15 protein-coding genes and 1 tRNA gene are annotated in these 22,123 nt (G+C 61.1%); 9 read left to right on the top strand and 7 right to left on the bottom strand.

What is annotated here, in order from left to right; all coding sequences use genetic code 11:
- Nucleotides 1–14: 14 nt before the first annotated feature.
- Both J5278_RS10700 and xylF read right to left on the bottom strand, forming a co-directional pair.
- Nucleotides 15–1,328 carry a sugar ABC transporter permease gene (locus J5278_RS10700; protein ID WP_142822685.1) on the bottom strand — a complete coding sequence of 438 codons (1,314 nt, stop codon included), beginning with the start codon at nt 1,326–1,328 and terminating at the stop codon, nt 15–17.
- A 262-nt stretch (nt 1,329–1,590) separates the two neighbouring features.
- Nucleotides 1,591–2,631 (bottom strand): D-xylose ABC transporter substrate-binding protein, encoded by a 1,041-nt coding sequence (xylF, locus tag J5278_RS10695; RefSeq protein ID WP_142822686.1) that lies wholly within the window; start codon nt 2,629–2,631, stop codon nt 1,591–1,593.
- A gap of 221 nt (nt 2,632–2,852) precedes the next feature.
- Between xylF and J5278_RS10690 the strand changes: the two genes are divergently transcribed.
- On the top strand, nt 2,853–4,091 hold the full coding sequence (locus J5278_RS10690) for an ROK family protein (protein WP_142822687.1): 1,239 nt from the start codon (nt 2,853–2,855) through the stop codon (nt 4,089–4,091).
- Nucleotides 4,092–4,154: 63 nt separating this feature from the next.
- On the opposite strand, the gene iolG is transcribed toward J5278_RS10690, so the two are convergent.
- Nucleotides 4,155–5,147, bottom strand: a complete 993-nt coding sequence (iolG, locus tag J5278_RS10685; protein WP_142822688.1) for an inositol 2-dehydrogenase — start codon at nt 5,145–5,147, stop codon at nt 4,155–4,157.
- A gap of 155 nt (nt 5,148–5,302) precedes the next feature.
- Here iolG and J5278_RS10680 point away from each other — a divergent pair, with 155 nt between their 5' ends.
- The gene (locus J5278_RS10680; protein WP_209183741.1) at nt 5,303–5,542 is read left to right on the top strand and encodes a hypothetical protein; all 240 of its coding nucleotides are present in this window, start codon (nt 5,303–5,305) and stop codon (nt 5,540–5,542) included.
- 18 nt (nt 5,543–5,560) lie between these two features.
- On the opposite strand, the gene J5278_RS10675 is transcribed toward J5278_RS10680, so the two are convergent.
- Both J5278_RS10675 and J5278_RS10670 read right to left on the bottom strand, forming a co-directional pair.
- Complete coding sequence (locus J5278_RS10675; protein ID WP_209183742.1) at nt 5,561–6,070, bottom strand: hypothetical protein; 510 nt, start codon at nt 6,068–6,070, stop codon at nt 5,561–5,563.
- 54 nt (nt 6,071–6,124) lie between these two features.
- Complete coding sequence (locus tag J5278_RS10670; protein ID WP_209183743.1) at nt 6,125–7,129, bottom strand: LysR family transcriptional regulator; 1,005 nt, start codon at nt 7,127–7,129, stop codon at nt 6,125–6,127.
- A gap of 270 nt (nt 7,130–7,399) precedes the next feature.
- On the opposite strand from J5278_RS10670, the gene chvE reads away from it, so the two are divergent.
- From chvE to araD, 5 genes are all read left to right on the top strand, one after another.
- Nucleotides 7,400–8,464 carry a multiple monosaccharide ABC transporter substrate-binding protein gene (chvE, locus tag J5278_RS10665; protein WP_142822692.1) on the top strand — a complete coding sequence of 355 codons (1,065 nt, stop codon included), beginning with the start codon at nt 7,400–7,402 and terminating at the stop codon, nt 8,462–8,464.
- Between the two features lie 95 nt (nt 8,465–8,559).
- Nucleotides 8,560–10,095 carry a multiple monosaccharide ABC transporter ATP-binding protein gene (mmsA, locus tag J5278_RS10660; protein ID WP_209183744.1) on the top strand — a complete coding sequence of 512 codons (1,536 nt, stop codon included), beginning with the start codon at nt 8,560–8,562 and terminating at the stop codon, nt 10,093–10,095.
- A complete protein-coding gene (mmsB, locus tag J5278_RS10655; protein WP_142822694.1) occupies nt 10,095–11,306 on the top strand; it encodes a multiple monosaccharide ABC transporter permease in 1,212 nt (403 codons plus the stop codon). The genes mmsA and mmsB overlap by 1 nt, the downstream gene beginning before the upstream one ends.
- Before the next feature lie 118 nt (nt 11,307–11,424).
- Complete coding sequence (gene araD1, locus J5278_RS10650; RefSeq protein WP_209183745.1) at nt 11,425–12,423, top strand: AraD1 family protein; 999 nt, start codon at nt 11,425–11,427, stop codon at nt 12,421–12,423.
- Between the two features lie 57 nt (nt 12,424–12,480).
- Nucleotides 12,481–14,220, top strand: coding sequence for an L-arabinonate dehydratase (gene araD, locus J5278_RS10645; RefSeq protein ID WP_111215714.1), 1,740 nt, complete (start codon nt 12,481–12,483; stop codon nt 14,218–14,220).
- A 113-nt stretch (nt 14,221–14,333) separates the two neighbouring features.
- On the opposite strand, the gene J5278_RS10640 is transcribed toward araD, so the two are convergent.
- Complete coding sequence (locus J5278_RS10640; RefSeq protein ID WP_209183746.1) at nt 14,334–15,761, bottom strand: DUF6880 family protein; 1,428 nt, start codon at nt 15,759–15,761, stop codon at nt 14,334–14,336.
- 274 nt (nt 15,762–16,035) lie between these two features.
- Here J5278_RS10640 and J5278_RS10635 point away from each other — a divergent pair.
- A tRNA-Gln gene (locus tag J5278_RS10635) sits at nt 16,036–16,109 on the top strand.
- Between the two features lie 158 nt (nt 16,110–16,267).
- Here the strand turns inward: J5278_RS10635 and J5278_RS10630 are convergent.
- Nucleotides 16,268–16,993 carry a GIY-YIG nuclease family protein gene (locus J5278_RS10630; protein ID WP_209183747.1) on the bottom strand — a complete coding sequence of 242 codons (726 nt, stop codon included), beginning with the start codon at nt 16,991–16,993 and terminating at the stop codon, nt 16,268–16,270.
- Between the two features lie 443 nt (nt 16,994–17,436).
- Here J5278_RS10630 and J5278_RS10625 point away from each other — a divergent pair, with 443 nt between their 5' ends.
- Nucleotides 17,437–22,092 (top strand): hypothetical protein, encoded by a 4,656-nt coding sequence (locus tag J5278_RS10625; RefSeq protein ID WP_209187464.1) that lies wholly within the window; start codon nt 17,437–17,439, stop codon nt 22,090–22,092.
- The last annotated feature ends 31 nt before the right edge of the window (nt 22,093–22,123 follow it).

The raw sequence follows: 22,123 nt of genomic DNA, 5'->3' as shown, positions 1-22,123 counted from the left end.
AGCTGGAATTCCTCTTACTTGGCCCGCGAGCGATAGACGGTGTCGAGCCAGACGGCGATCACCAGCACGACGCCGACGACGACGTTCTGGATGGGCGTATCGACATTGGCGAGCCCCATGCCCGACTGCAGAGACTGCATGACGAGGGCGCCGAGCATGGCGCCTGCCACCGTGCCGGTACCGCCGGCGAGCGACGTGCCGCCGATGACGGCCGCAGCGATGGTGTAGAGCTCATAGGTCGTGCCCTGCGAGTTGGCGGCGGCATTCAGCCGAGCGGTCGAGATCGCGGCGGCGACGGCGGCGAGAAAGCCCATCAGCGTGAATATCTTCACCGTGACCCAGCGCGTCTTGATGCCGGCGAGTTCGGCTGCTTCCGGATTGCCGCCGATGGCAAACACATAACGACCGAAACGCAGCCGCGTGGCGATGAACGTCATGATGATCCCGGCGGCGACGGCAATCAGGACGGGAACAGCAATACCGTAGGGGATATCGAGGCCGCCGTCAGGCCAGGCGATGCCGTGGTCGTTGGCGTACTTCTTGGCGATGCCGACCGGCCAGTAATAGATGGTGAAGACATAGATCGTGCCCAGCACCATGGCCGAGCCGAGGATGGCGAGGAAATATTCGGCCCAGACGGGGCGCCGGGGAAAGTTGAAGCGCTTGCGCTGGCGCCGCGAGCCGGCAATGCCGACCACGATCATCAGGCAGGCGACGATGCCGATGACCCAGCTCCAGGTGGCGCCGATGGAGCCTTCCGCGCCGCCGCCCATGATCCGGAAAGTGGCGTCGAGCGGCGCAACGGTCTGGCCCGACGTGACATACCAGGCAAGCCCGCGCCAGGCGAGAAAGCCGCCGAGCGTGACAATGAACGAGGGAACGCCGAGGAAGGCGATAATGATACCCTGCAGGAGCCCGATCAGGGCGCCGGCAGCCAGTCCGCAGATCAGCGCGATGACCCATGTCCAGTGGCTGTCGAAGCCGAGATAGGTCGGCAACCATTTTGCCTGGACGACACCCATGATCATGGCGACGAAGCCGAGCAGGGAGCCGACGGAAAGGTCGATATTGCGGGTGACGATGACCAGAACCATGCCGGTCGCCAGGACGGCGATCTCGCAGGTCTGTACAGAGAGGTTCCAGAGGTTGCGCGGCGTCAGGAACAGGTGCCCGGTATAGAGGTCGAAGCCGACCCAGATGATCAGCAGTGCGCCGACCATGCCGAGCATGCGGGTATCGATCTCGGTGGCACGCAGGAAGCGCGTGAGCGCATTGGTCTCCGTGGCGCGCGCACCGCCCGATGTTGTGGACTGGGTCATGTCGGCCATTGCTCTGCCGTTCTCCACTGTTGAGCGCAGACCGTCGACACTTTGCGTTTCACTGGCATAAGTCTGGCGCTGTTCTCGAATATGCGTCCCGGCCGATGGATGGACAATCTCTCGGCATAGGTGCCGGCACGCGCGGTGACGACCTCAGTGACGCAAGGGTTGCGGCAGTGGCCATAGCGTCCTTGCAGACATGGCCGCGCCGGTGGCGATCGGCGCCGCACCGGTTATCGGGCGGCGCCTCACTTGCAGTTTGGGTCAGCGGTTACTTGCAGGCAGCAACGGCGCCGGCCTTGACGCCCTGGCAGGCTTCGGCCTTGGAAATCCAGCCAGCGTCAATGACGACGTTGAGGTTATCCTTGGTGATGGCGACAGGCGTCAGGAAGACCGACTGCATTTCGACATGCTTAGGACCGCCGTTGAAGCTCTGGACGCCCTTGATTTCGGTCATCTTCTTGCCACCGGCAAGATCGAGAGCGATTTCAGCGGCGCGCTTGCCGAGTTCGCGGGAGTCTTTCCAGACGGATACGGTCTGGGTGCCGAGCGCGATGCGGTTGAGGGCCGCCTTGTCGGCATCCTGGCCGGATACAGGCACGGAACCGGCAAGGCCCTGTGCGTCGAGCGCGGCAACGGCGCCACCGGCAGTTCCGTCGTTGGAGGCAACGACCGCGTCAACCTTGTTGTTGTTGGCGGTCAGGATCTGCTCCATGTTGCGCTGTGCATTCTGCGGCAGCCAGCCATCGGTATAGGCTTCGCCGACATTTTTGATCTTGCCGGCATCCATGGCAGCCTTGAGGACTTCCTTCTGGCCTGCAAACAGGAAGTCTGCGTTCGGATCGGAAGACGAGCCCTTGATGAAGACATAGTTGCCTTCAGGCTTGACCTTCAGCACGTCGCGGGCCTGCATGCGGCCGACTTCCTTGTTGTCGAAGGTGATGTAGAAAGCAGCCGGATTTTCGATGAGTCGGTCGTAGCCGACGACCGGAATACCTTCGTCTGCGGCTTTCTCGATTGCCGGGCCGATGGCGTCGCTGTCCTGGGCAAGCACGATCAATGCCGTGGCACCCTGCGAGATCAGCGATTCGACGTCGGTCAGCTGCTTGGAAGCAGAGGACTGGGCATCTGCGGAAATGTACTTGGCGCCCGCTGCGGCCAGTGCCTTCTTAATTGCGGCTTCGTCGGTCTTCCAGCGTTCTTCCTGAAAGTTCGACCAGGAAACGCCGACGACGAGATCCTTGGCGAAGGCGGTCGTCTGCATCGTCAAAACAAGGGCTGCGCCAGCGGCGAGCCTAACAAAAGTTTTCATAATACCCTCCCGAGTGAAACGCGACCGCACGCACCTGTAGAGCTCCCGCCCGGCCGCCGCGAATGTGCTGTCGAAAAAACTCCTTTTTTCTCGACAGTCGAGAAATTAAGTGTCAGAGAATTTTAAGGCTGTCAACACTGCACGACCAGGTTTTGTCGGCGATCAAGATCCAACCGCAGGTTCGTTATGCGCGACTGACAGGGAGAGGGGAGAGACACCTGATGCAAGGCAAGTCCAGTGCCGAGTGGGTGCGCCGGCGCAACAGCGTCATGGTGCTCAGGGCACTGCGCCGCCACGGGCCGCTGGCTCACACGGAGCTCTCGGATCACACGACTTTGTCGTCCGGCACGATCTCGGCAATCACCGCCGATCTCGAGCGTGCCCAGATCATCGTCAAGACCGAGCAGCAACTGGCAGGCGGCCGCGGCCGGCCGCGCGTGGCCTTTGCCCAGCGCCGCGACTGCGGCTATCTGGTGGTGCTCATCATCTCGTCGGATGCGGTTCAATATTCGTTGGTGGATTATGCCGGCACCTTGCTCGATCGATTTTCCGAAGGCCGGTCGCAGGACGGAACGGGCATTGCCCGATTCGTCGAATCCATAAGGGCAGGGTTATCCAGAATTGTCGCCCGCTCGAAGATTGCGCCGCAGGACGTGCTCGTCATCTCGATCAGCAGCAAGGGCCTGGTAGACGGTCTTGAGCCGGTGCTGCGCTGGTCGCCAATCTTCGGGGAGGAACAGATCGACTTTGCCGCAGTTCTCGGAAACGATTGGCCGGCGAAGATCATTCTCGGTAACGAGACGCTGCTGGTGGCCGATGCCGCCGGACAGCGCGAGGAGCAGGGCCGGGGTTTCGAGACGCTGGCAGCCCTGTCGCTTGGCCACAGCATCGGGCTCGGCATCGTCAGGCGCACCGCCAATGGCGACCGCGAGGTCGCGGCACCTAATTTCGGCCATATGCTGCATGAGCCGAATGGCGGCCTCTGTCGCTGCGGGTCGCGCGGCTGCATCGAGGCCTATGCGGGTTTCTACGCCATCCTGCGCAATGCCTTTGCCGTGCCGCTCGACACCATTCCGGCCAAGTTCGTACCGGTCGCCGAACTCGACAAGATCGCAGCCAGCGCCCGGCAGGGAAATCGTCGCAACCGCTTTGCCTTTCACCAGGCAGGCCTGGTGCTCGGCAATGGCCTGTCGCGGGTGCTCAGCCTTTACGAGCAGATGCCTATCGTGCTGACGGGTCCGGGAACGCGATACGTCGATCTATTGCAGGAGGGTATGGAGGAGGGTTTGCGGCAGTCGCAGATCGTTCGCATGGGAGGCCTGCCGGAAATGAGGATCATGGCAGACGAACAGGCGCTGGTCTTCGAGGGCCATCTGCGCCGGGCGCTGGATGCGATAGACGGCGACATCGTTGCATTGCGGGCGATTGCCGATGTCGAGATCAAGGATCGGGCAGGGTAGGCACCCCAATATATCGACGCCGGATAGTGGCCCGGCGTCGATCGATAGCTTGAGCGGATAATCTCAGGCGACGGAAATCAATTTGCCTTCCTTGACCGAGCGCACTGCCGCGTCGGCAAGTTTCAGCGCGGCGAGGCCATCGGCGCCGGACGGGCTGATGTCGGTGCCTTTCTCGACGGCGCTGATGAAGGCGGCAATCTCGTTGGCATAGGCTTCCGTATAGCGCGTCATGAAGAAATCATGCAGAGGCGGACGGGTGTACCCGTCGCCATTGGCAACCTCGATGGAGAAGGGGCGCTGGTTCTCAGCGGCCACCATGCCCTTCGAGCCGTGGATCTCTATGCGCTGGTCATAGCCGTATGTGGCACGGCGCGAGTTCGAGATCATCGCCTGCTTGCCGGATGCCGTCTGCAGCAGCACCGAGACGCTGTCGTAATCTCCGGCCACGCCGATTGCCTTGTCGATCAGCACCGCTGCCGTCGCGCTGACGGATACCGGCTCTTCGCCGAGCAGGAACCGCGCCATGTCGAAATCATGAATGGTCATGTCGCGGAAAATGCCGCCAGAGCGCTTGATGTAGTCGACGGGCGGCGCACCGGGATCGCGGGAGGTGATCGTCACCATCTCGACGTCGCCGATCTTCCCATCGTCGATCGCCTTGCGCACGGCCATGAAATGCGGATCGAAGCGGCGATTGAAGCCGACCATCAGCTTTCCCTTGGTCTTTGCGACGACGTCGATGCACGCCTCGACCCGGGCGGTATCGAGGTCGATTGGCTTCTCGCAGAAGACAGCCTTGCCAGCGCGGGCAAAACGTTCGATCAGGTCTGCGTGTGTATCTGTCGGGGTGCAGATGACCACTGCGTCGATATCTGCTGACGATTCGATCGTGTCGATGGTGCGAACCTCGCAGCCATAGGCCGAAGCTATCGCATTGGCTGCGGCCGCAAAGGGATCCGCTACCGCCACCAGTTTCGCATCACCGTTGGCGCTGACTGCCTTGGCGTGAACCTTGCCGATGCGGCCGGCGCCGAGCAGTCCAAATCTTACCGTCATTTTCCATCCTCCCAGATTCGGAACAAATAAACCGTCTTGGTCTCATTCTGGAATTTTCATTCCATCTTCCTGTGCCGTCGTCAAGCGCCCGGGGTTTCACAATCGCGAAATTCAGCTTATGGACGGTGCCGAACAAACAAGCGGACAACAGCCTCATGAAAATGATCGACCCGAGCCATCGATTCTACCGCCCAATCTATGTGCGTATCGGCATCGTTGCCCTCTGCCTTGGCTGGGCAATCATCGAGGCAACCTTCGGCGAGCCGATCTGGAGCATGGCCATCGGTGCCGTAGGCGCCTATGCGGCGTGGGTTCTGCTGTTGAACTATACGCCAACGCCGGAAGAAATCGCACCGCCGCCGCCGCCGCGTGACGATGCAGGTCCAGAAGCCTGATCTGTCTAATAGCCTGATCTATTTGAAAAGTCTGGCGCGGATCTCGATGCGGCGCAGCGCCTCGTCGATCAGCAGGTTGGCGATTTTCATGCGCGTCGTCGCCTGTTCCTTGAACAGCGGGTTGACGCTGTCGGGATGGTTGGCCTTGGCAAAACTGCGGCGCTTGTCGTTGAGCGTCTGCAGCGTGTCCGCAGCCGAAATTCCAAGTTCCGCAGCAACCTCCTGCGGCAGGATACGCGCCAGGTGGACCGGCATCACCGGTGCGGCGCATTCCTCCGGCTCTATGTCTTCCGTCGCGGTGGACGGCGCCTCAGGCGCGGGCGGTTCTCGTTCGGGCCCGAGGTTGTCGAGATAGGCCTGGTCAGGTCGCGCCTCGGATACGGACACGCCATCCCGCACATCAGCCGCGAAGCTGGAATTCAGGCCTTGAATTCGGTGCGCCGAAGCCGGCTGAGCGAAAACTGCTTCTTCATCCTCGGCGTCGAGACGGTCGAGAACGGATTGAAATATGGATTGTCCAAACAGCATGATGTCTCCCAATCCGCAAAGCCTACGAAACGAAAGTGGTGTCTGGCTGGTCGGTCAGATTGCAGCGCGCCGGCTTTCCTGCAGGATCATGTCATAGAGTAGTAGGGCGCTGGGTGGCAGGGCGCGTTCGCGCGCCGTGATCAGGCTGTAGGGCTTTACATCGATGGCGAAATCGATCGGCAGGATACAGGCCTCGCCTGCCTGTGAACTCTGGCCGCAGATGAAATCGGCCATGTCGCGAGCGATCGGCGAAATCGCATCTGTCTTGCAGACGACGGCAAGTGTCAGGACCACCGAAGACGTGTTGACGATATTCTCCGGCAACGCCACGCCGGCGGATATGAAAATATCCTCGAGCCTGCGGCGCAGCAGCGTACCCGGCGGCTGGAACACCCAGTCCTGGCCGGTGAGATCCGCAAGCCCGACGACGCCCTTTTTGAGCAATGGATGCCCCTTGCGCACGATCAGGCAGGCTTTTTCGATGCCGATCTGATGGGCGGTGAACAGCCGCGGGTTCAGCTCGTCCGGAATGCGGCTGATGATGAAGTCGTGCCGGGCCGCCAGCAATTCGCGGGCGAGAACGTTGCTGTTGTCGACCTGGATATTGATTTCGATGCCCGGATAGGCCTCTGTCACCCGCTGTATCGCCGGGACCACCAGGCTGATGGCCGGAGCTGCCACGGCACCGAGATGCACGGACCCACCCTTGCCGGTACGCAACTCGGCGATCTCGCGGCTGGCCTCCCGCAGTTCCAGCAGGATCTTGCGGGCCCGCTTGGCAAGCGCCAGGCCGAACGGCGTCAGTTCCACGCCACGGGCGACGCGCTGGTAGAGAGATGTCTTGGCGATCGCTTCCATCTCCGACAACATGCGCGAAGCTGCAGGTTGAGAGATATTCATGGATTCGGCTGCGGCGGATATCTGTCCGTGATCCTCGATCATGACGATCATCCGCAGATGATTCATCTTCAATCCGTTGCGCAGGAGGCTGTCGTCACGAAAATTATCTGTGTGGATTTCTATACCATCACGAGAATAATCGTTGTGTATGTTCTCCATGGTGGCATTTTTCCTGCTTACGGGGCCAAAAAGTAGTACTTTTTACCATTATACCAAAATCATCATATTGTACGCCAGTTATTCTATTTGACAGTTATACGAATTGATTCCAGTTTGCCGCCGTGCTGGGAGCAGCATGACACGTGTGGGATCGTGGAGGAGACGTACTTCGTATTGATATTGAAGTAATATCCAATCAACGGAACCTGCCACAGTTTCGGGGTGGGCGCTTTTGCGTACGCCAAATCTTTAAAAAAACGGGAGAGAGCAATGAAATCCATTATCTCATTGATGGCCGCAGCGGCCTTCGGTGTTGCAACATTTGTCATGCCAGCCATGGCTGCCGACAAGGGTCTGGTTGGTATCGCTATGCCAACGAAGTCTTCGGCGCGCTGGATCGATGACGGCAACAACATCGTCAAGCAGCTTCAGGCTGCTGGTTTCACGACCGACCTGCAGTATGCTGACGACGATATTCCTAACCAGCTTTCGCAGATCGAGAACATGGTCACCAAGGGTGCCAAGGTTCTCGTCGTCGCTTCGATCGACGGCACGACACTGTCTGACGTGCTGCAGAAGGCCCATGACGCCGGTATCAAGGTCATCGCCTATGACCGCCTGATCCGCGATTCGGCCAACGTCGACTACTACGCTACCTTCGACAACTTCCAGGTCGGCGTTCTCCAGGCTGGCACCATCGTTGACGGCCTCGGCCTCAAGGACGGCAAGGGCCCGTTCAACATCGAGCTTTTCGGCGGTTCGCCGGACGACAACAACGCCTTCTTCTTCTATGATGGCGCAATGTCGGTTCTTCAGCCTTACATCGACAGCGGCAAGCTCGTCGTGAAGTCCGGCCAGGTTGGCATGGACAAGGTCGGTACGCTGCGTTGGGATCCGGCAACGGCTCAGGCCCGCATGGATAACCTCCTGTCGGCCTACTACACGGATGCTCACGTCGATGCAGTCCTGTCGCCTTACGACGGCCTTTCGATCGGCATCATCTCGTCGCTCAAGGGCGTCGGCTACGGCTCGGGCACCCTGAAGCTGCCAATCGTCAGCGGCCAGGATTGCGAAATTCCTTCGATCAAGTCGATCATTGCTGGCGAACAGTATTCTTCGATCTTCAAGGACACCCGTGACCTCGCCAAGGTCACCGTTGCCATGGTCACCGCAGTTGCTACCGGCGGCACACCTGAAGTCAACGACACCAAGACCTACGACAACGGCGTCAAGGTCGTTCCTTCCTACCTGCTGAAGCCAGTCGTCGTCACCAAGGACACCTACCAGAAGGTCCTCATCGACAGCGGCTACTACAAGGCTGAACAGCTTAAGTAAGCACTGAAAACCACCGGAACCCGCAGATTGCGGGTTCCGGACTTCGCATTTATGATCGTCGCGTCAGTCACGACTCCCGGCGTTGGATTTTGATTATGGACAATATTATCCTAGAGATGCGGGACATCACCAAGACGTTCCCGGGCGTCAAGGCGCTTGAGAATGTGAACCTCAAGGTTCGGCAAGGTGAGATCCACGCACTGGTGGGCGAAAACGGGGCCGGCAAGTCGACCCTCATGAAAGTTCTATCCGGCGTCTATCCGGCCGGCACTTACGATGGCGATATCGTATACGAAGGCGATGTGCGTAACTTCAAAGTCATCAAGGACAGTGAAGCCATCGGCATCATCATCATTCACCAGGAGCTGGCACTGGTGCCGCTTCTGTCGATCGCCGAAAACATTTTCCTCGGCAACGAGGTTGCGACCAACGGCGTCATTCGCTGGCAGGAAGCTTTTTCGCGCACCCGCAAGCTGCTCGACAAGGTTGGATTGAAAGAGTCGCCGGAAACTCTGGTGACCAACATCGGCGTCGGCAAGCAGCAACTGGTCGAAATCGCCAAGGCGCTGTCGAAGAGTGTGAAGCTGCTTATCCTCGACGAGCCGACGGCCTCGCTCAACGAAAAAGATTCCGACGCCCTGCTCAATCTGCTGATCGAGTTCCGCAACCAGGGCATCACCTCGATCATCATCACGCACAAGCTCAACGAAGTGCGCAAGGTGGCCGACCAGATCACCGTCCTGCGCGACGGGATGACCGTGAAGACGCTGAACTGTCACGAGGAAGAGATCAGCGAAGACATCATCATCAAGAACATGGTGGGCCGCGAACTGGCTGACCGCTATCCGCCGCGCTCCGTGCCGATCGGCGAGACGGTTCTGGAAGTCAAGAACTGGAACGCCTTCCACCAGCACCACCGCGACCGGCAGGTTCTCCACGACATCAACGTCAACGTCCGCAGGGGCGAAGTTGTCGGTATTGCCGGCCTGATGGGGGCAGGGCGCACCGAGTTCGCCATGAGCGTCTTTGGCAAATCCTACGGCCACAAGATTACCGGCGAAGTGCTGATGGACGGCAAGCCCGTCGATGTCAGCACTGTGCGCAAGGCGATCGACGCCGGTCTCGCCTACGTGACGGAAGACCGCAAGCATCTGGGCCTGGTGCTGAACGACAGCATCATGCACAACACCTCGCTGGCCAACCTTGCCGGCATCTCCAAAGCGACCGTCATCGACAACCACAAGGAATCGGATGTCGCCACCGACTTCCGCTCCAAGCTGCGCATCCGCAGCTCCGGGATTTTCCAGGAGGCCGTCAATCTTTCGGGCGGCAACCAGCAGAAGGTCGTCCTGTCCAAGTGGCTGTTCTCGGATCCTGAAGTCCTGATCCTCGACGAGCCGACGCGTGGTATCGACGTCGGCGCCAAATACGAAATCTACAGCATCATCAACCAGCTGGCTGCCGACGGGAAGGGCGTTCTGATGATTTCATCGGAAATGCCCGAACTGCTTGGGACTTGCGACCGCATCTACGTCATGAACGAAGGACGCATCGTCGCTGAATTGTCCAAGGAAGAGGCAAGCCAGGAAACCATCATGCGCGCTATCATGCGCTCTGGGGAGAAGAAATAATGACTCCTGTTAACCCCCCCGCCGCTGAGGAAAGCCACGTGATTTCCGCCGTCGATTACATCCGCGGCAATATTCGTGAATATGGCATGCTGATCGTTCTCGTAGCGATTATGGTGTTCTTCCAGTTCTACACAGGCGGTATCCTGTTCAAGCCGGTCAACCTGACGAACCTCGTGCTGCAGAACTCGTTCATCGTCATCATGGCACTGGGCATGCTTCTCGTCATCGTTGCCGGTCATATCGACCTTTCCGTCGGCTCGATCGTCGGCTTCGTCGGCGCCATCGCCGGTATCCTGACCGTGCAATACCAGATGAACTTCATCCTTGCGGCCCTGCTTTGCCTGGTCGTCGGCGGTGTCATCGGGGCGGCCCAGGGCTACTTCATCGCCTATCACAAGATACCGTCGTTCATCGTCACGCTGGCCGGCATGCTTGTCTTCCGCGGCCTGACGCTGTTCGTCCTCGGCGGCAAGAACATCGGGCCTTTCCCGAAGGACTTCCAGCTGATCAGCACCGGCTTCATCCCCGATTTCATCGACATCAGCGGTCTCGTCTCCGGTCTGCACTCGACCTCGATCATCCTGTCGATCGTTATGCCGCTGCTCCTCTTCATCATGGCGTGGCGTCGCCGGAAGACCAACGAGAACCACGGCATCGACGTCGAGCCGATGAGCTTCTTCCTCATCCAGAACCTGATCATCTGCGGCGCCCTGCTGTTCCTCGGTTACCAGCTGTCGTCTGACAAGGGCCTGCCGAACGTCCTGATCATCATGGTCATCCTGATTGCGGCCTACGCCTTCATCACCCGCCAGACGACCATCGGTCGTCGCGTCTATGCCATGGGCGGAAACGAGAAGGCGACGAAGCTTTCGGGCATCAACACCGAGCGCCTGAGCTTCTTCACATTTGTCAACATGGGTGCGCTTGCAGGTCTCGCCGGCATGATCGTCGCCACCCGCCTCAATTCGGCAACACCGAAGGCCGGCGTCGGCAACGAGCTTGACGTCATCGCGGCCTGCTTCATCGGCGGTGCCTCGGCATCCGGTGGCGTCGGCAAGATCACCGGCGCTGTCATCGGTGCGTTCATCATGGGCGTCATGAACAACGGCATGTCGATCGTCGGTCTCGGCATCGACTTCCAGCAGATGGTCAAGGGACTGGTGCTTCTCGCTGCCGTCTTCTTCGACGTCTACAACAAGAACAAGGGCTGATCGCCTCTGGCGATCGGTTCCCATTTGCAGTCAGGCGAGCGATTTTCGCGGGCTCTTTCCTTAAGGGCGTGCCACGCGGGCTAGTCGCTTCCGCCTTCCAGATAGAAGGACAAGGTCCGTGCTCATTTCCCAGATCAAAGGTGCAGACGGCGCGATAACAGTCGCCGTCCGCAACGAACCGGGCGAAACCGCCAAGGCCGTCAAGGGTGCCGCCAGCGTCTATGCGCTCGCGATCGAGGCTGCCGATGGTGGAAAATCACTCTCCGAAGTCATCGCCGCCCACGGGCTGGGTGAGACTGTCGACCTCGACAAGGCCTATGCCGAAGGCAGGTTCCTGCCGCCAATCACCCATCCGGACGCTGCCCACCTGCACCTGACAGGCACGGGCCTTACCCATCTGGGTTCGGCCGCCACCCGCGATTCCATGCACAAGAAGACATCCGAAGAGGCTGAGGAAACCCTCACCGATTCCATGAAGATGTTCCGCATGGGCCTTGAGAACGGCAAGCCGAAGAATGGCGAAAAGGGTGTCCAGCCCGAGTGGTTCTACAAGGGCAACGGCAACGAGACTGCAGCCCCCGGCGCACCCTTGGTGTCGCCCTCTTTCGCGCTCGACGGCGGTGAAGAGCCTGAAATGGCCGGCATCTATGTCATCGGCAAGGACGGCACTCCGTTCCGCATCGGCTTTGCGCTGTCGAACGAATTCTCCGATCACGTGACAGAGCGGATCAACTATCTCTACCTCGCGCATTCCAAGCTGCGGCCTGCTAGTTTCGGCCCGGAAATCCGCATCGGCGCTGCGCCCGACGACATCAGGGGTACGTCGAAAATCACCCGCGACGGCAAGGTCATTTTCGAAAAGCCTTTCCTGTCGGGCGAAGCGAACATGTCGCACACCTTTGCCAATCTCGAATATCATCACTTCAAGTACGGCCTGTTCCGCGCTCCCGGCGACGTTCACGTCCACATGTTCGGCACGGCGACGCTGTCGTTTGCGGACGGTATCAAGCCACAGGCCGGCGATGTGTTCGAGATCGAAGTTGCCGATTTCGGCCTGCCGCTGCGCAATCCGCTCGCCGTAGCCGCGGAAACAGACGTGACGGTTCGCCAGCTCTAGAGACTTATGCTCCGGCCCGAGAGGGATGATCCGGAGCGCCCCCAAGGACGATGTGACATGCACAAGAAAGCAGAATGGCCGCGCCGGTTGAGATCGCAGGAGTGGTACGGCGGCACCAGCCGTGACGTGATCTACCACCGTGGCTGGATGAAGAACCAGGGCTATCCGCACGACCTGTTCGACGGACGGCCGGTCATCGGCATCCTCAACACCTGGTCGGACATGACCCCGTGCAACGGCCACCTTCGCGAGCTCGCGGAGAAGGTCAAAGCCGGCGTCTGGGAGGCCGGCGGCTTCCCGATGGAAGTGCCGGTATTCTCGGCCTCCGAAAACACCTTCCGCCCGACCGCAATGATGTACCGCAACCTCGCGGCACTGGCGATCGAGGAAACCATCCGTGGCCAGCCGATGGACGGCTGCGTGCTGCTCGTCGGCTGCGACAAGACCACGCCGTCGCTGATCATGGCAGCTGCTTCCGTCGACCTGCCGTCGATCGTCGTCACCGGAGGCCCGATGCTGAACGGCTATTTCCGTGGCGAGCGCGTCGGCTCCGGCACCCATCTCTGGAAGTTCTCCGAGATGGTGAAGGCCGGCGAGATGACGCAGGAGGAGTTCCTCGAGGCAGAAGCGTCGATGAGCCGTTCTTCCGGAACCTGCAACACCATGGGCACCGCCTCGACCATGGCGTCGATGGCCGAAGCCCTCGGCATGGCGCTGTCGGGTAACGCCGCGATCCCCGGCGTAGACAGCCGCCGCAAGGTCATGGCGCAGCTGACAGGCCGCCGCATCGTCGAGATGGTCAAGGACGACCTGAAGCCATCCGACATCATGACCAAGGAAGCCTTCGAGAACGCCATCCGCACCAATGCGGCCATCGGCGGCTCAACCAATGCCGTCATCCACCTGCTTGCCATGGCCGGTCGCGTCGGTATCGATCTTTCGCTGGACGACTGGGACCGTTGCGGCCGCGACGTACCGACCATCGTCAACCTGATGCCGTCGGGCAAGTATCTGATGGAGGAGTTCTTCTACGCCGGCGGTCTGCCTGTCGTTCTGAAGCGCCTCGGCGAAGCGGGCCTGCTGCACAAGGACGCGCTGACCGTCTCGGGCGAGACGATCTGGAACGAGGTCAAGGACGTCGTCAACTGGAACGAGGACGTCATCCTGCCGGCCGACAAGGCGCTGACCCAGTCTGGCGGTATCGTCGTCGTGCGCGGCAACCTGGCTCCCAAGGGTGCGGTATTGAAGCCATCCGCTGCTTCGCCGCATCTGCTCGTCCACAGGGGTCGGGCAGTCGTGTTCGAGGATATCGACGACTACAAGGCGAAGATTAACGACGATGCGCTCGATATCGACGAGACCTGCGTCATGGTCATGAAGAACTGCGGCCCGAAGGGCTATCCCGGCATGGCCGAGGTCGGCAACATGGGCCTGCCGCCAAAGGTGCTGAAAAAGGGCATCACCGACATGGTCCGCATCTCGGACGCTCGCATGTCCGGCACTGCCTACGGTACCGTCGTGCTTCACACGTCGCCGGAAGCCGCTGTCGGCGGTCCGCTGGCTGTCGTGAAGAACGGCGATATGATCGAGCTCGACGTGCCGAACCGGCGCCTGCATCTCGACATTTCCGACGCGGAACTGGCAGAGCGGCTGGCCGCATGGCAGCCGAACCACGACCTGCCGACGTCCGGCTACGCCTTCCTGCACCAGCAGCATGTCGAAGGTGCCGATACCGGCGCCGACCTCGACTTCCTCAAGGGCTGTCGCGGCAATGCGGTCGGCAAAGACAGCCACTAAAAGCCATCCACATATGATATCGACGAAAGGCGGGGCTATAACCCCGCCTTTTCCTTATCTGCAATTAGCCAAGACTTTGCCGGCGGGCGAGGCGGCTTCCGGCGAACTACGCTTTACCCGACAGCGCTCCAGAAACCGTGCTTCTTGCCATGCCTTCGCTTCAGCTCCGCAACATAGACAGCATGATCCGGGAACGCCCCGAAATCGGCGATATGGCTTGCGAGAATTGCGCAGGTGGCAAGGTGTCGGGCGGCGTGGCGATAGCGGCTGGAGCGGCCGCCCTCCAGCGAGAAGTCGATCATCGCCCGCAGCAGGATGGTGGCCGCCAGCGGTTGTTTTTCCTGCAGCCATTCGGCAGCTTTGGCCAGGATCTCGTAGAGGTCGCCATCGATCTCCCCAGCGCGGGCAAGCACCAGCTTTGCCGCTTCCGCCGGCGCCGGCCATCCCTCATAGAACATCAACGCCATATGGACATCCTCGAAGTCGGCCGCGTAGGCGAAGGCCTTTTCCTCGGCCTCGATATCGTCGAAATCCGGCAGGCGCTTGATGAACGCCTTCAGGTGTTCGACGCTCAGGTCCCGCTCGAAACACTGCCAGCGAAAAGCTTGCGCCTCCGCCTCGCGGCCGAGCACCTCCAGCGTCTCGACGCGCAAATGCTGCCACTCGATATCCAGCGCCGGGCGTCCCGTCGGCGGCGCCTTGTCGAGGGCCGCGAGCGCTTCCGCCGCCCGCCCGGCCGCAAGCAGCCGTGTGGCGATCTGGGCGGCAATGGAAGGCACGGTCTGCGACTTTTCACTGTGCTGACGGACGAATGCATCGACGTCCCCCTCGGCATCGGCGATCTGCTGCAGCGCGATGCGGACGGCGGAGTCCCGATGGCGGGCCTCGATCTCGTCGGCATAAATCGGCCCGCTCATGCCCCAGCCGATGGCGACGCGGTCTTTGGGCACCTCGAGCTTCTCCTGCTGCCATCCGGCCAGCAGCTTTTTCAGCTGTGCCAGCCCGCTCTGTCCGAGGGCCGCTGCAAGCGCCGGGATCAGCGGGTCACATTCGCCATACTCATTGCGCCTGATCGCGCCAAATACCTGTTCCGCCAGCCTCTTGTGGTGGGACGCCCGTGGGGCGATGGTGCCGAGATCGACGCAAGCAGCATGAAAACTGCCGATGATCACCCCATTGCTGTCGTCGCATCGTGCGAAGATCGAACCGGCCAGCTCGAGAAAGCGCCACAAAAGGTCCATCGCCTCGTCAGGATCGCCATCGGCGATGGTGCCTGAAATCATCGTACGCTGCGTTTCGAGGTCGCTCTTCAGGGCCTTGATCTTGCGCCAGTCGATGTAGGTTTTCGCCCGGTCGATGGACGACAGCCGCTTGCGCACCTCGCGCGCCACCTCGGCCGTGCTCTGCGCACCTGCCAGCTCCAGCCGAAGCCGCCGTTTGTGCGCCGCGTTGCCCATGCTGATCTCGATCAGCAATTCGGACAGCCGCCCGGCGCCGAGCGTCTCGAGGTTCTTCGCATTCAACGTCGTCTTGGCGGCCATGAAACATCTGCTTCTTTGGTTTAAATCCGGGTGTCCGGAGCCGGCAGATTAACGGCGCCAAGGGCAGGGGGCAATCGCGTTCGCCACCCAGATGCAGCCCAAGCGCATCCCGTCAGAGCGGTTTTTGCAAGAAGAAACAATAGCCTCGCCGCGCCAGCCGATAAAAATGCGCACTAAGCCAAAACACCCGCCGGCAGGGGGTTGCATCGCCAAGAGAATCCTTTATATGACGACGCACCGGCGAAGACCTGAGGCATGCCACAGGGATCTCTATTGGGGAATAGTTCAACGGTAGAACGACGGACTCTGACTCCGTTAATCTTGGTTCGAATCCAGGTTCCCCAGCCAAATCTAATTCATAGAATTAATTTAGATAATTACAGAAAATTACGTTTTGTGGCCGATATTTTCTCGGGGACGAATTTATCGGATCGTGAAAGCACTGAAACCGCCAAATCCGAAGAATGCACAACTCAAAGTTCCTTACGTTTCAGCTCCAGTCTCATTCAGTAAATTTTTGACCAGCGCTTGAAGGCTGAGATGTCAGCTCTCAACAGCTTGAACCACTCCCCACGCGTTCGCTTTGAAGCGAAGCGTTTATGCCAGTATGCTTCGACACCAGCGGGGTCATCAGTGAGGATCGAATGAACGAGTTCGATTTCCTGAGGTAATTCAATCTGGATTTGTCGCCCGCGCTTGTTTAAGGTAGTTGTGCACCCGATCTTATAATCGGAACCATGGCGTTGCATGTAGACGAAACCGAGCGCTACCGCGGCATCTTGGTCGCTCGCAGCTGTTCTGCGGCGCGGGACGTAGCTTCGAGCGAACGCTGCCACTTCTAACTCTTGAGCACGATCAGCGTAGTCAGCTAAGGCTGCGGCTAACTCCACCATGTTCCAATGCGAAGCAATTGTTTTTGCGTCTGGGCTACCAGGACGCTGGTGAAATTCGTATTTAAGATCGGTCGTGGACGGGAATCGGCCGAGCGACCTTGAGATCTCCATCACTATTTGAAGCAGGGCATCTTTCCCCCAAGCTCCCTGAAGTTGGTTTGGTGTAAGTCCTGCTTCGGCGACAGCATCACTCCAGTTTCGCCAAATCTTACCAATCCACTCGTGGCGTTTAACACCTGTTGCTGTTTCAAATCTGGCGATCCCAGGCGCCTTACCTCCACTGCTAGCGGCCAACTGCTGTATCTTGCGAAGAATATCCTGCTTCAGATGTGCATTCATAACTCTGATCCTAGGGTTAACACTTGGCAATAGACCAGCAGCCACATGCGAGGTTGTTCAACACGCTGCGGCGTTGTCATCCAGGAGAATCAAAGAAAATTACGGCGCACAAAGAGTGCCGTCTCTCGAAAATTAAATTGCATTAGCCTTGCCCCGGTTACATGAGTAATTGCGAGTAGATCTTCTACGATAAATTTCCAACAAGAAACTTTGCTTTCACTAGTCACACTCTCCCTACCCGTCCCACACCCCATCCCGACAGCCCCAGGCAAGCTCATCCTCCCATAACCGCCTCAGGTCGGGGAGCGTGGCGAGTCTTTGTGCGCGTCCTGTAAGCGACCTAGCTGTGAGGGCGTTCGGGGTCCCCTGTGATTTCGGGCGTGCATTGTTCGCGGGGGCGCGGGCAGGGCTTCGCGGCTGTGAAGATATCAAAGGGGTTCCACATGATTTCGCCGATTTCCTCGCTGAGCGCCACGCAGATCAGGGCGCTTGCGACCACGACTATCGCGGCCTGGACGACCAACGACATTTCGGCGTTGTCGACGACGCAGATCAAGGCGCTCTCGGCAGCGCAGGTCGCGGCGCTTGAAACGGAAGACCTTGCTTCCTTCTCGACAGCCCAGCTCTCCGCCATCTCGGCAACCTCGATCACCAGCCTCAGCCTCGACCAGCTGGCCATACTCACCACCGACAAGATCGGCGGCCTCGCGGCGACGCAGATCGCGGCGCTGAAGACCGCACAGATCGGCGCGCTCGACGCGCAGCAGATCGAGGCGCTGACGCCCGCTCAGGTGGCATCCCTTAGTGCCGGCCAGATCGCAGCACTGTCGACAGACGATATCGCCGGCTTCTCGACGGCCGACATCGCCGCAATCAGCGCCAGCGCCATTACCGGGCTGTCGTCCGCCAATATCTCCGTGCTCAGCTCCGGCCAGACTGCGGCCCTCAAAACCAGCCAGATCGTCGTGCTGAGGACCAGCCAGGTCGCGGCGCTGACGACGGACCAGATCCCCGCACTCTCGACCGCGCAGATTGCCGCCCTCAGCGCGACGCAGGTCAAGGCCTTGCCGACCGGAGATGTCGGCGCCCTATCCAGCGCCCAGATCGCCGCCCTCGGCACGAGGGCGATTGCAGGGCTGACGTCGGCCCAGATTTCGTCGTTGTCGACGGGGCAAATCGATGCCTTCACGTCTGTGCAGATCGCCAGCCTCACCTCGCTGCAGGTCTCGGCCGTCAGCGTGGCCGGCCTCGCCACATTTTCCTCCGGCGACATGGCGGCGATCAGCACCGTGGCGCTGGCAGGGCTGTCCACCGCCAGCATCGCAGCACTCACCTCCGATCAAGCCGCAGCGCTGAAGACAACCCAGATCGCGGCGCTGAGAACGGGCCAGATCGCAGCGCTCACTTCCGACCAGATCCCGGGCCTGTCGACCTTGCAGATCGCCGCCTTGACCGCATCGCAGGTGAGGATGCTGAACGGCGCAAGTATCGCCGCGTTGTCCACCGATCAGGTCGCGGCCATCAGCACCAAGGCCGTCTCGGGCCTCACCACGCAGCAGATCTCGTCGCTCTCGACAGGGCAGGCGCAGGCTCTCACCCCGGCGCTGGTCGGCGTCATGACGGCAGCCCAGATCGGCGCGCTCAATACTGCTGATCTCGCTACCTTCTCGACGGCCGATATCGCCGCAATCAGCGTTGCCGCATTGCCGGGCCTTTCCACCGCCAATGTCGCCGTTCTCAGTTCCGACCAGCTATCCGCCCTGAAGCCAACCCAGATCGCCGCCCTGAAGACAACCCAGATCGCTGCGCTCGACGCAACCCAGACACCGGCGCTGACGACGGCGCAGGTCACCGCGCTGACCTCGCTGCAGATCAAGGCTTTGGCGAGCACCAGCGTCAGTGCCCTGTCCGCCGACCAGATCGGCGCGCTCAATGCCAAGGCCGTCGCCGGCATGACGACCGCCCAGATCGCGGCCCTCTCCACGGATCAGGCTGCAGCGCTGACATCCAGCCAGATCGCAAGCCTCAACTCCGGCCAGATTGCAGCACTCAGCACTGCCGATATCGCGACGTTCTCGCCCGACGAAATCGCGGCCATCAACGCGGTCGCCCTGACAGGGCTGTCCACCGACGGTATCGCGGCGCTCACTCCGGATCAGGCGGCGGCGCTGAAATCGACCCAGATCGCAGCCCTGAAGTCCGGCCAGATCGCGGCCCTTTCGTCCGACCAGATTGCTGCGCTTACGACATCGCAGGTCGGCGCGCTGGTCTCGGCGCAGGTCAAGGCCTTGTCCAGCGGCGGCCTCGCGGCCCTTTCCGGCGACCAGATTACCGCGTTGAACAGCAAGGCTATCGCAGGCTTTACCTCGCTGCAGATCTCCTCCCTGTCGACGCTGCAGATCGAGGGCTTCACATCCGCCCAGGTCGCCAGCCTCAGTTCCGCGCAACTGGCAGCGCTGAGCACGGCAGACCTCGGTGTCCTGTCTACGGACGAGGTCGCCGCCATCAGCAACGCGGCGCTCTCAGGCCTTTCGAGCGCCGGCATCGCCGCCCTTTCGCCGGAACAGACGGCAGCGCTGAAGGCAACCCAGATTGCCGCCCTGAAGACGGCGCAAATCGCAGCCTTGAGTGCCGCCCAGATTGCCGAACTCGGCACCTCGCAGGTAGCCGTGCTGACGGCAGCGCAGACCGGCGCACTGTCCAGCACCACCATCGCCGCGCTGTCGAACGAACAGATCGGAGCCCTCAGTGCCAAGGCCGTGGCAGGTCTCACGTCGGCACAGATCGCTGCCCTGTCGGTCGATCAGGTGGAATCTCTGACCTTGGCGCAGGTCGCAGGCCTCGGCTCCGCCCAGATCGCCGCCATGAGTTCAGCGGATCTCGCGGCCTTCTCGGCCGATGAAGTGGCAGCTGTCAGCACCGCAGCGCTTTCCGGCCTTTCCAGCGATGTCCTGTCGTCCCTCAGCGCCGACCAGATCGCAGCGTTGAAGACAAGCCAGATCGCAGCCCTTAAAACCGCACAGATCGCCGGCCTTGCATCCGGGCAGATCGGCACCCTGAGCACCACGCAGGTTGCCGCCCTCAGCGCCGCGCAGGTCACGGCTCTCTCCTCCGGCAGCGTCACGGCCCTCTCCGACGACCAGATAGCGGCGTTGAGCGTCAAGGCGGTCGCCGGCCTGACGTCGACGCAGATCACCCTGCTATCCAGCGACCAGATCCAGTCGCTGACCTCGGCACAGGTGGCAGGCCTTGGCTCCTCCCAGATTGCCGCCCTGAGCACGGCAGGTCTCCAGGCCTTCTCGACCGACGATATCGCGGCGATCGGGACGGGAGCTCTTGCAGGCCTCTCGACCACTGCCATCGCCGCCCTCAGCCCGGATCAGGCCGCAGCGCTGAAGACGACGCAGATTGCGGCGCTGAAAAGCGCACAGATCGCGGCACTGACCACGGCACAGATTGCCAGCCTCACGACCCAGCAGATCGGGGCGCTCAGTTCATCAGCCATCTCCGGCATTTCGACAGCTGACATCGCAGCCTTTTCCGCAGACCAGATCGCCTCGCTGACGGCAACGGCGATGAAGGGCCTGACCTCCTCGCAGATCGCTGCCCTGACGACCGACCAGGTCAGCGGCCTCTCGGCATCGCAGATCGGGGCGCTGAATTCCTCGCAAATTGCAGCCCTCAGCACCGCCGACCTCGCGACCTTCTCTGCAGCCGATCTGGCCGCGATCAGCGCGGCCGGCATGTCGGGCCTCTCCAGCGACAATATCTCCAGCCTTTCGCCTGACCAGGTTGCTAGCCTGACCGCGGTCCAAGTGGCCGGGCTGACATCCTCACAGATAGCCGCCCTAACCGGGGCGCAGGTCGCAGCGCTGACAACCACGCAGGTAGCTGCCCTCGTCTCGACCGCGATACCCGGCCTCTCGACTGCAGGGATCGCATCCCTCTCGGGCGAGCAGGTTGCGGCGCTCACCACCAAGGCCGTCGCCAGCCTCACCACGGCGCAGGTCGGCGCCTTGTCCAGCGACCAGATCAACGCGTTGACGGCAACGCAGATTGCCAGCCTCGCCTCGAGCCAGGTCGCCGCCCTGACTGCGGGCGATGTTGCGGTCCTTAGCGCCGACGATATCGCAGCGATCACCGCCTCGGCGCTTTCCGGCCTGTCATCCAGCAACATCGCTGCCCTCAGCGCCGACCAGATTGCAGCCCTGAGTGCCAGTCAGCTGGCTGCACTGCAGACAGCCCAGGTTGCGGCGCTGACTTCAGCGCAGCTTCCGGGCCTCACATCGTCGCAGATCGGCGCGCTCACCTCTCTCCAGATCGCGGCTCTCTCCAGCGACAGCATTGCAGCCCTGTCGCCGGACCAGGTGGCTGGCCTCAGTGCCAAGGCCGTTGCCGGCCTTACGGCAGCCCAGGTTGCCGCGTTGTCGACCAGCCAGGTCGAAGCGCTGACTCCGACCCAGTTTGCAGGCTTCAGCGCCGCGCAGGTCGGTGGCCTCAACAGCGCGGATGTGGCTGTTCTCTCGACGGACGATATCGCAGCTATCGGAGCGGCTGCGCTGCCGGGGCTGGCGAGCGCCAATATCCCATCGCTCACGCCGGACCAGATGGCGGCCCTGAAGACAAGCCAGATCGCCGCACTGACCTTCGCCCAGACCCGGGCCCTGAGTTCGGCACAGGCCGCAAGCCTCAGTACCGATCAGGTGGCGGCGCTGAACGCGGTACAGATAGCTGCGCTCGGAACGGCCAGCGTCGCAGCGCTCTCGACCGATCAGGTCGCGGCCCTGAATGCAAGGTCTCTGGTCGGCCTGACCACGGCTCAGATCGGTGCCATGTCGACGGCGCAGGTCGAAGCCCTGACGCCGGCCCAGGTGGGGGCACTCAATTCCCTGCAGATCGCGGCATTGAGCACGGACGGGCTGTCGGCCTTCTCGCTGGCAGACATCTCCTCGATCTCTACGGCGGCGATTGCCGGCCTCTCCACGGGTGATATCTTCGGATTGTCGAGCGCCCAGTTGCAGGCAATCACCGCATCACAGGCCGAGGCACTGGATCCAACCCAGATGGCGGCGGTCATCACAGCCTACCAGTCTTTCTGATAGGATTGGACCATGCCTTTACCCACGTCGC

Origin of the sequence: Rhizobium sp. B21/90 (genome assembly GCF_019355815.1) — a bacterium.
GTDB lineage: Bacteria > Pseudomonadota > Alphaproteobacteria > Rhizobiales > Rhizobiaceae > Rhizobium > Rhizobium rhododendri.
The sequence above is the reverse complement of the archived record's forward strand: the minus strand, read 5'-3'. Positions and strand labels throughout refer to the sequence as shown.

Excerpts from the sequence above, each read along its gene's own strand:
- J5278_RS10675 (WP_209183742.1), bottom strand. The coding sequence starts at position 6,070 with ATGCTGTTTGGACAATCCATATTTCAATCCGTTCTCGACCGTCTCGAC.
- J5278_RS10670 (WP_209183743.1), bottom strand. The coding sequence starts at position 7,129 with ATGGAGAACATACACAACGATTATTCTCGTGATGGTATAGAAATCCAC.
- chvE (WP_142822692.1), top strand. The coding sequence starts at position 7,400 with ATGAAATCCATTATCTCATTGATGGCCGCAGCGGCCTTCGGTGTTGCA.
- mmsB (WP_142822694.1), top strand. The coding sequence starts at position 10,095 with ATGACTCCTGTTAACCCCCCCGCCGCTGAGGAAAGCCACGTGATTTCC.
- J5278_RS10640 (WP_209183746.1), bottom strand. The coding sequence starts at position 15,761 with ATGGCCGCCAAGACGACGTTGAATGCGAAGAACCTCGAGACGCTCGGC.
- J5278_RS10680 (WP_209183741.1), top strand. The coding sequence starts at position 5,303 with ATGAAAATGATCGACCCGAGCCATCGATTCTACCGCCCAATCTATGTG.
- mmsA (WP_209183744.1), top strand. The coding sequence starts at position 8,560 with ATGGACAATATTATCCTAGAGATGCGGGACATCACCAAGACGTTCCCG.
- J5278_RS10625 (WP_209187464.1), top strand. The coding sequence starts at position 17,437 with ATGATTTCGCCGATTTCCTCGCTGAGCGCCACGCAGATCAGGGCGCTT.
- J5278_RS10690 (WP_142822687.1), top strand. The coding sequence starts at position 2,853 with ATGCAAGGCAAGTCCAGTGCCGAGTGGGTGCGCCGGCGCAACAGCGTC.
- xylF (WP_142822686.1), bottom strand. The coding sequence starts at position 2,631 with ATGAAAACTTTTGTTAGGCTCGCCGCTGGCGCAGCCCTTGTTTTGACG.
- J5278_RS10700 (WP_142822685.1), bottom strand. The coding sequence starts at position 1,328 with ATGGCCGACATGACCCAGTCCACAACATCGGGCGGTGCGCGCGCCACG.
- J5278_RS10630 (WP_209183747.1), bottom strand. The coding sequence starts at position 16,993 with ATGAATGCACATCTGAAGCAGGATATTCTTCGCAAGATACAGCAGTTG.
- araD (WP_111215714.1), top strand. The coding sequence starts at position 12,481 with ATGCACAAGAAAGCAGAATGGCCGCGCCGGTTGAGATCGCAGGAGTGG.
- iolG (WP_142822688.1), bottom strand. The coding sequence starts at position 5,147 with ATGACGGTAAGATTTGGACTGCTCGGCGCCGGCCGCATCGGCAAGGTT.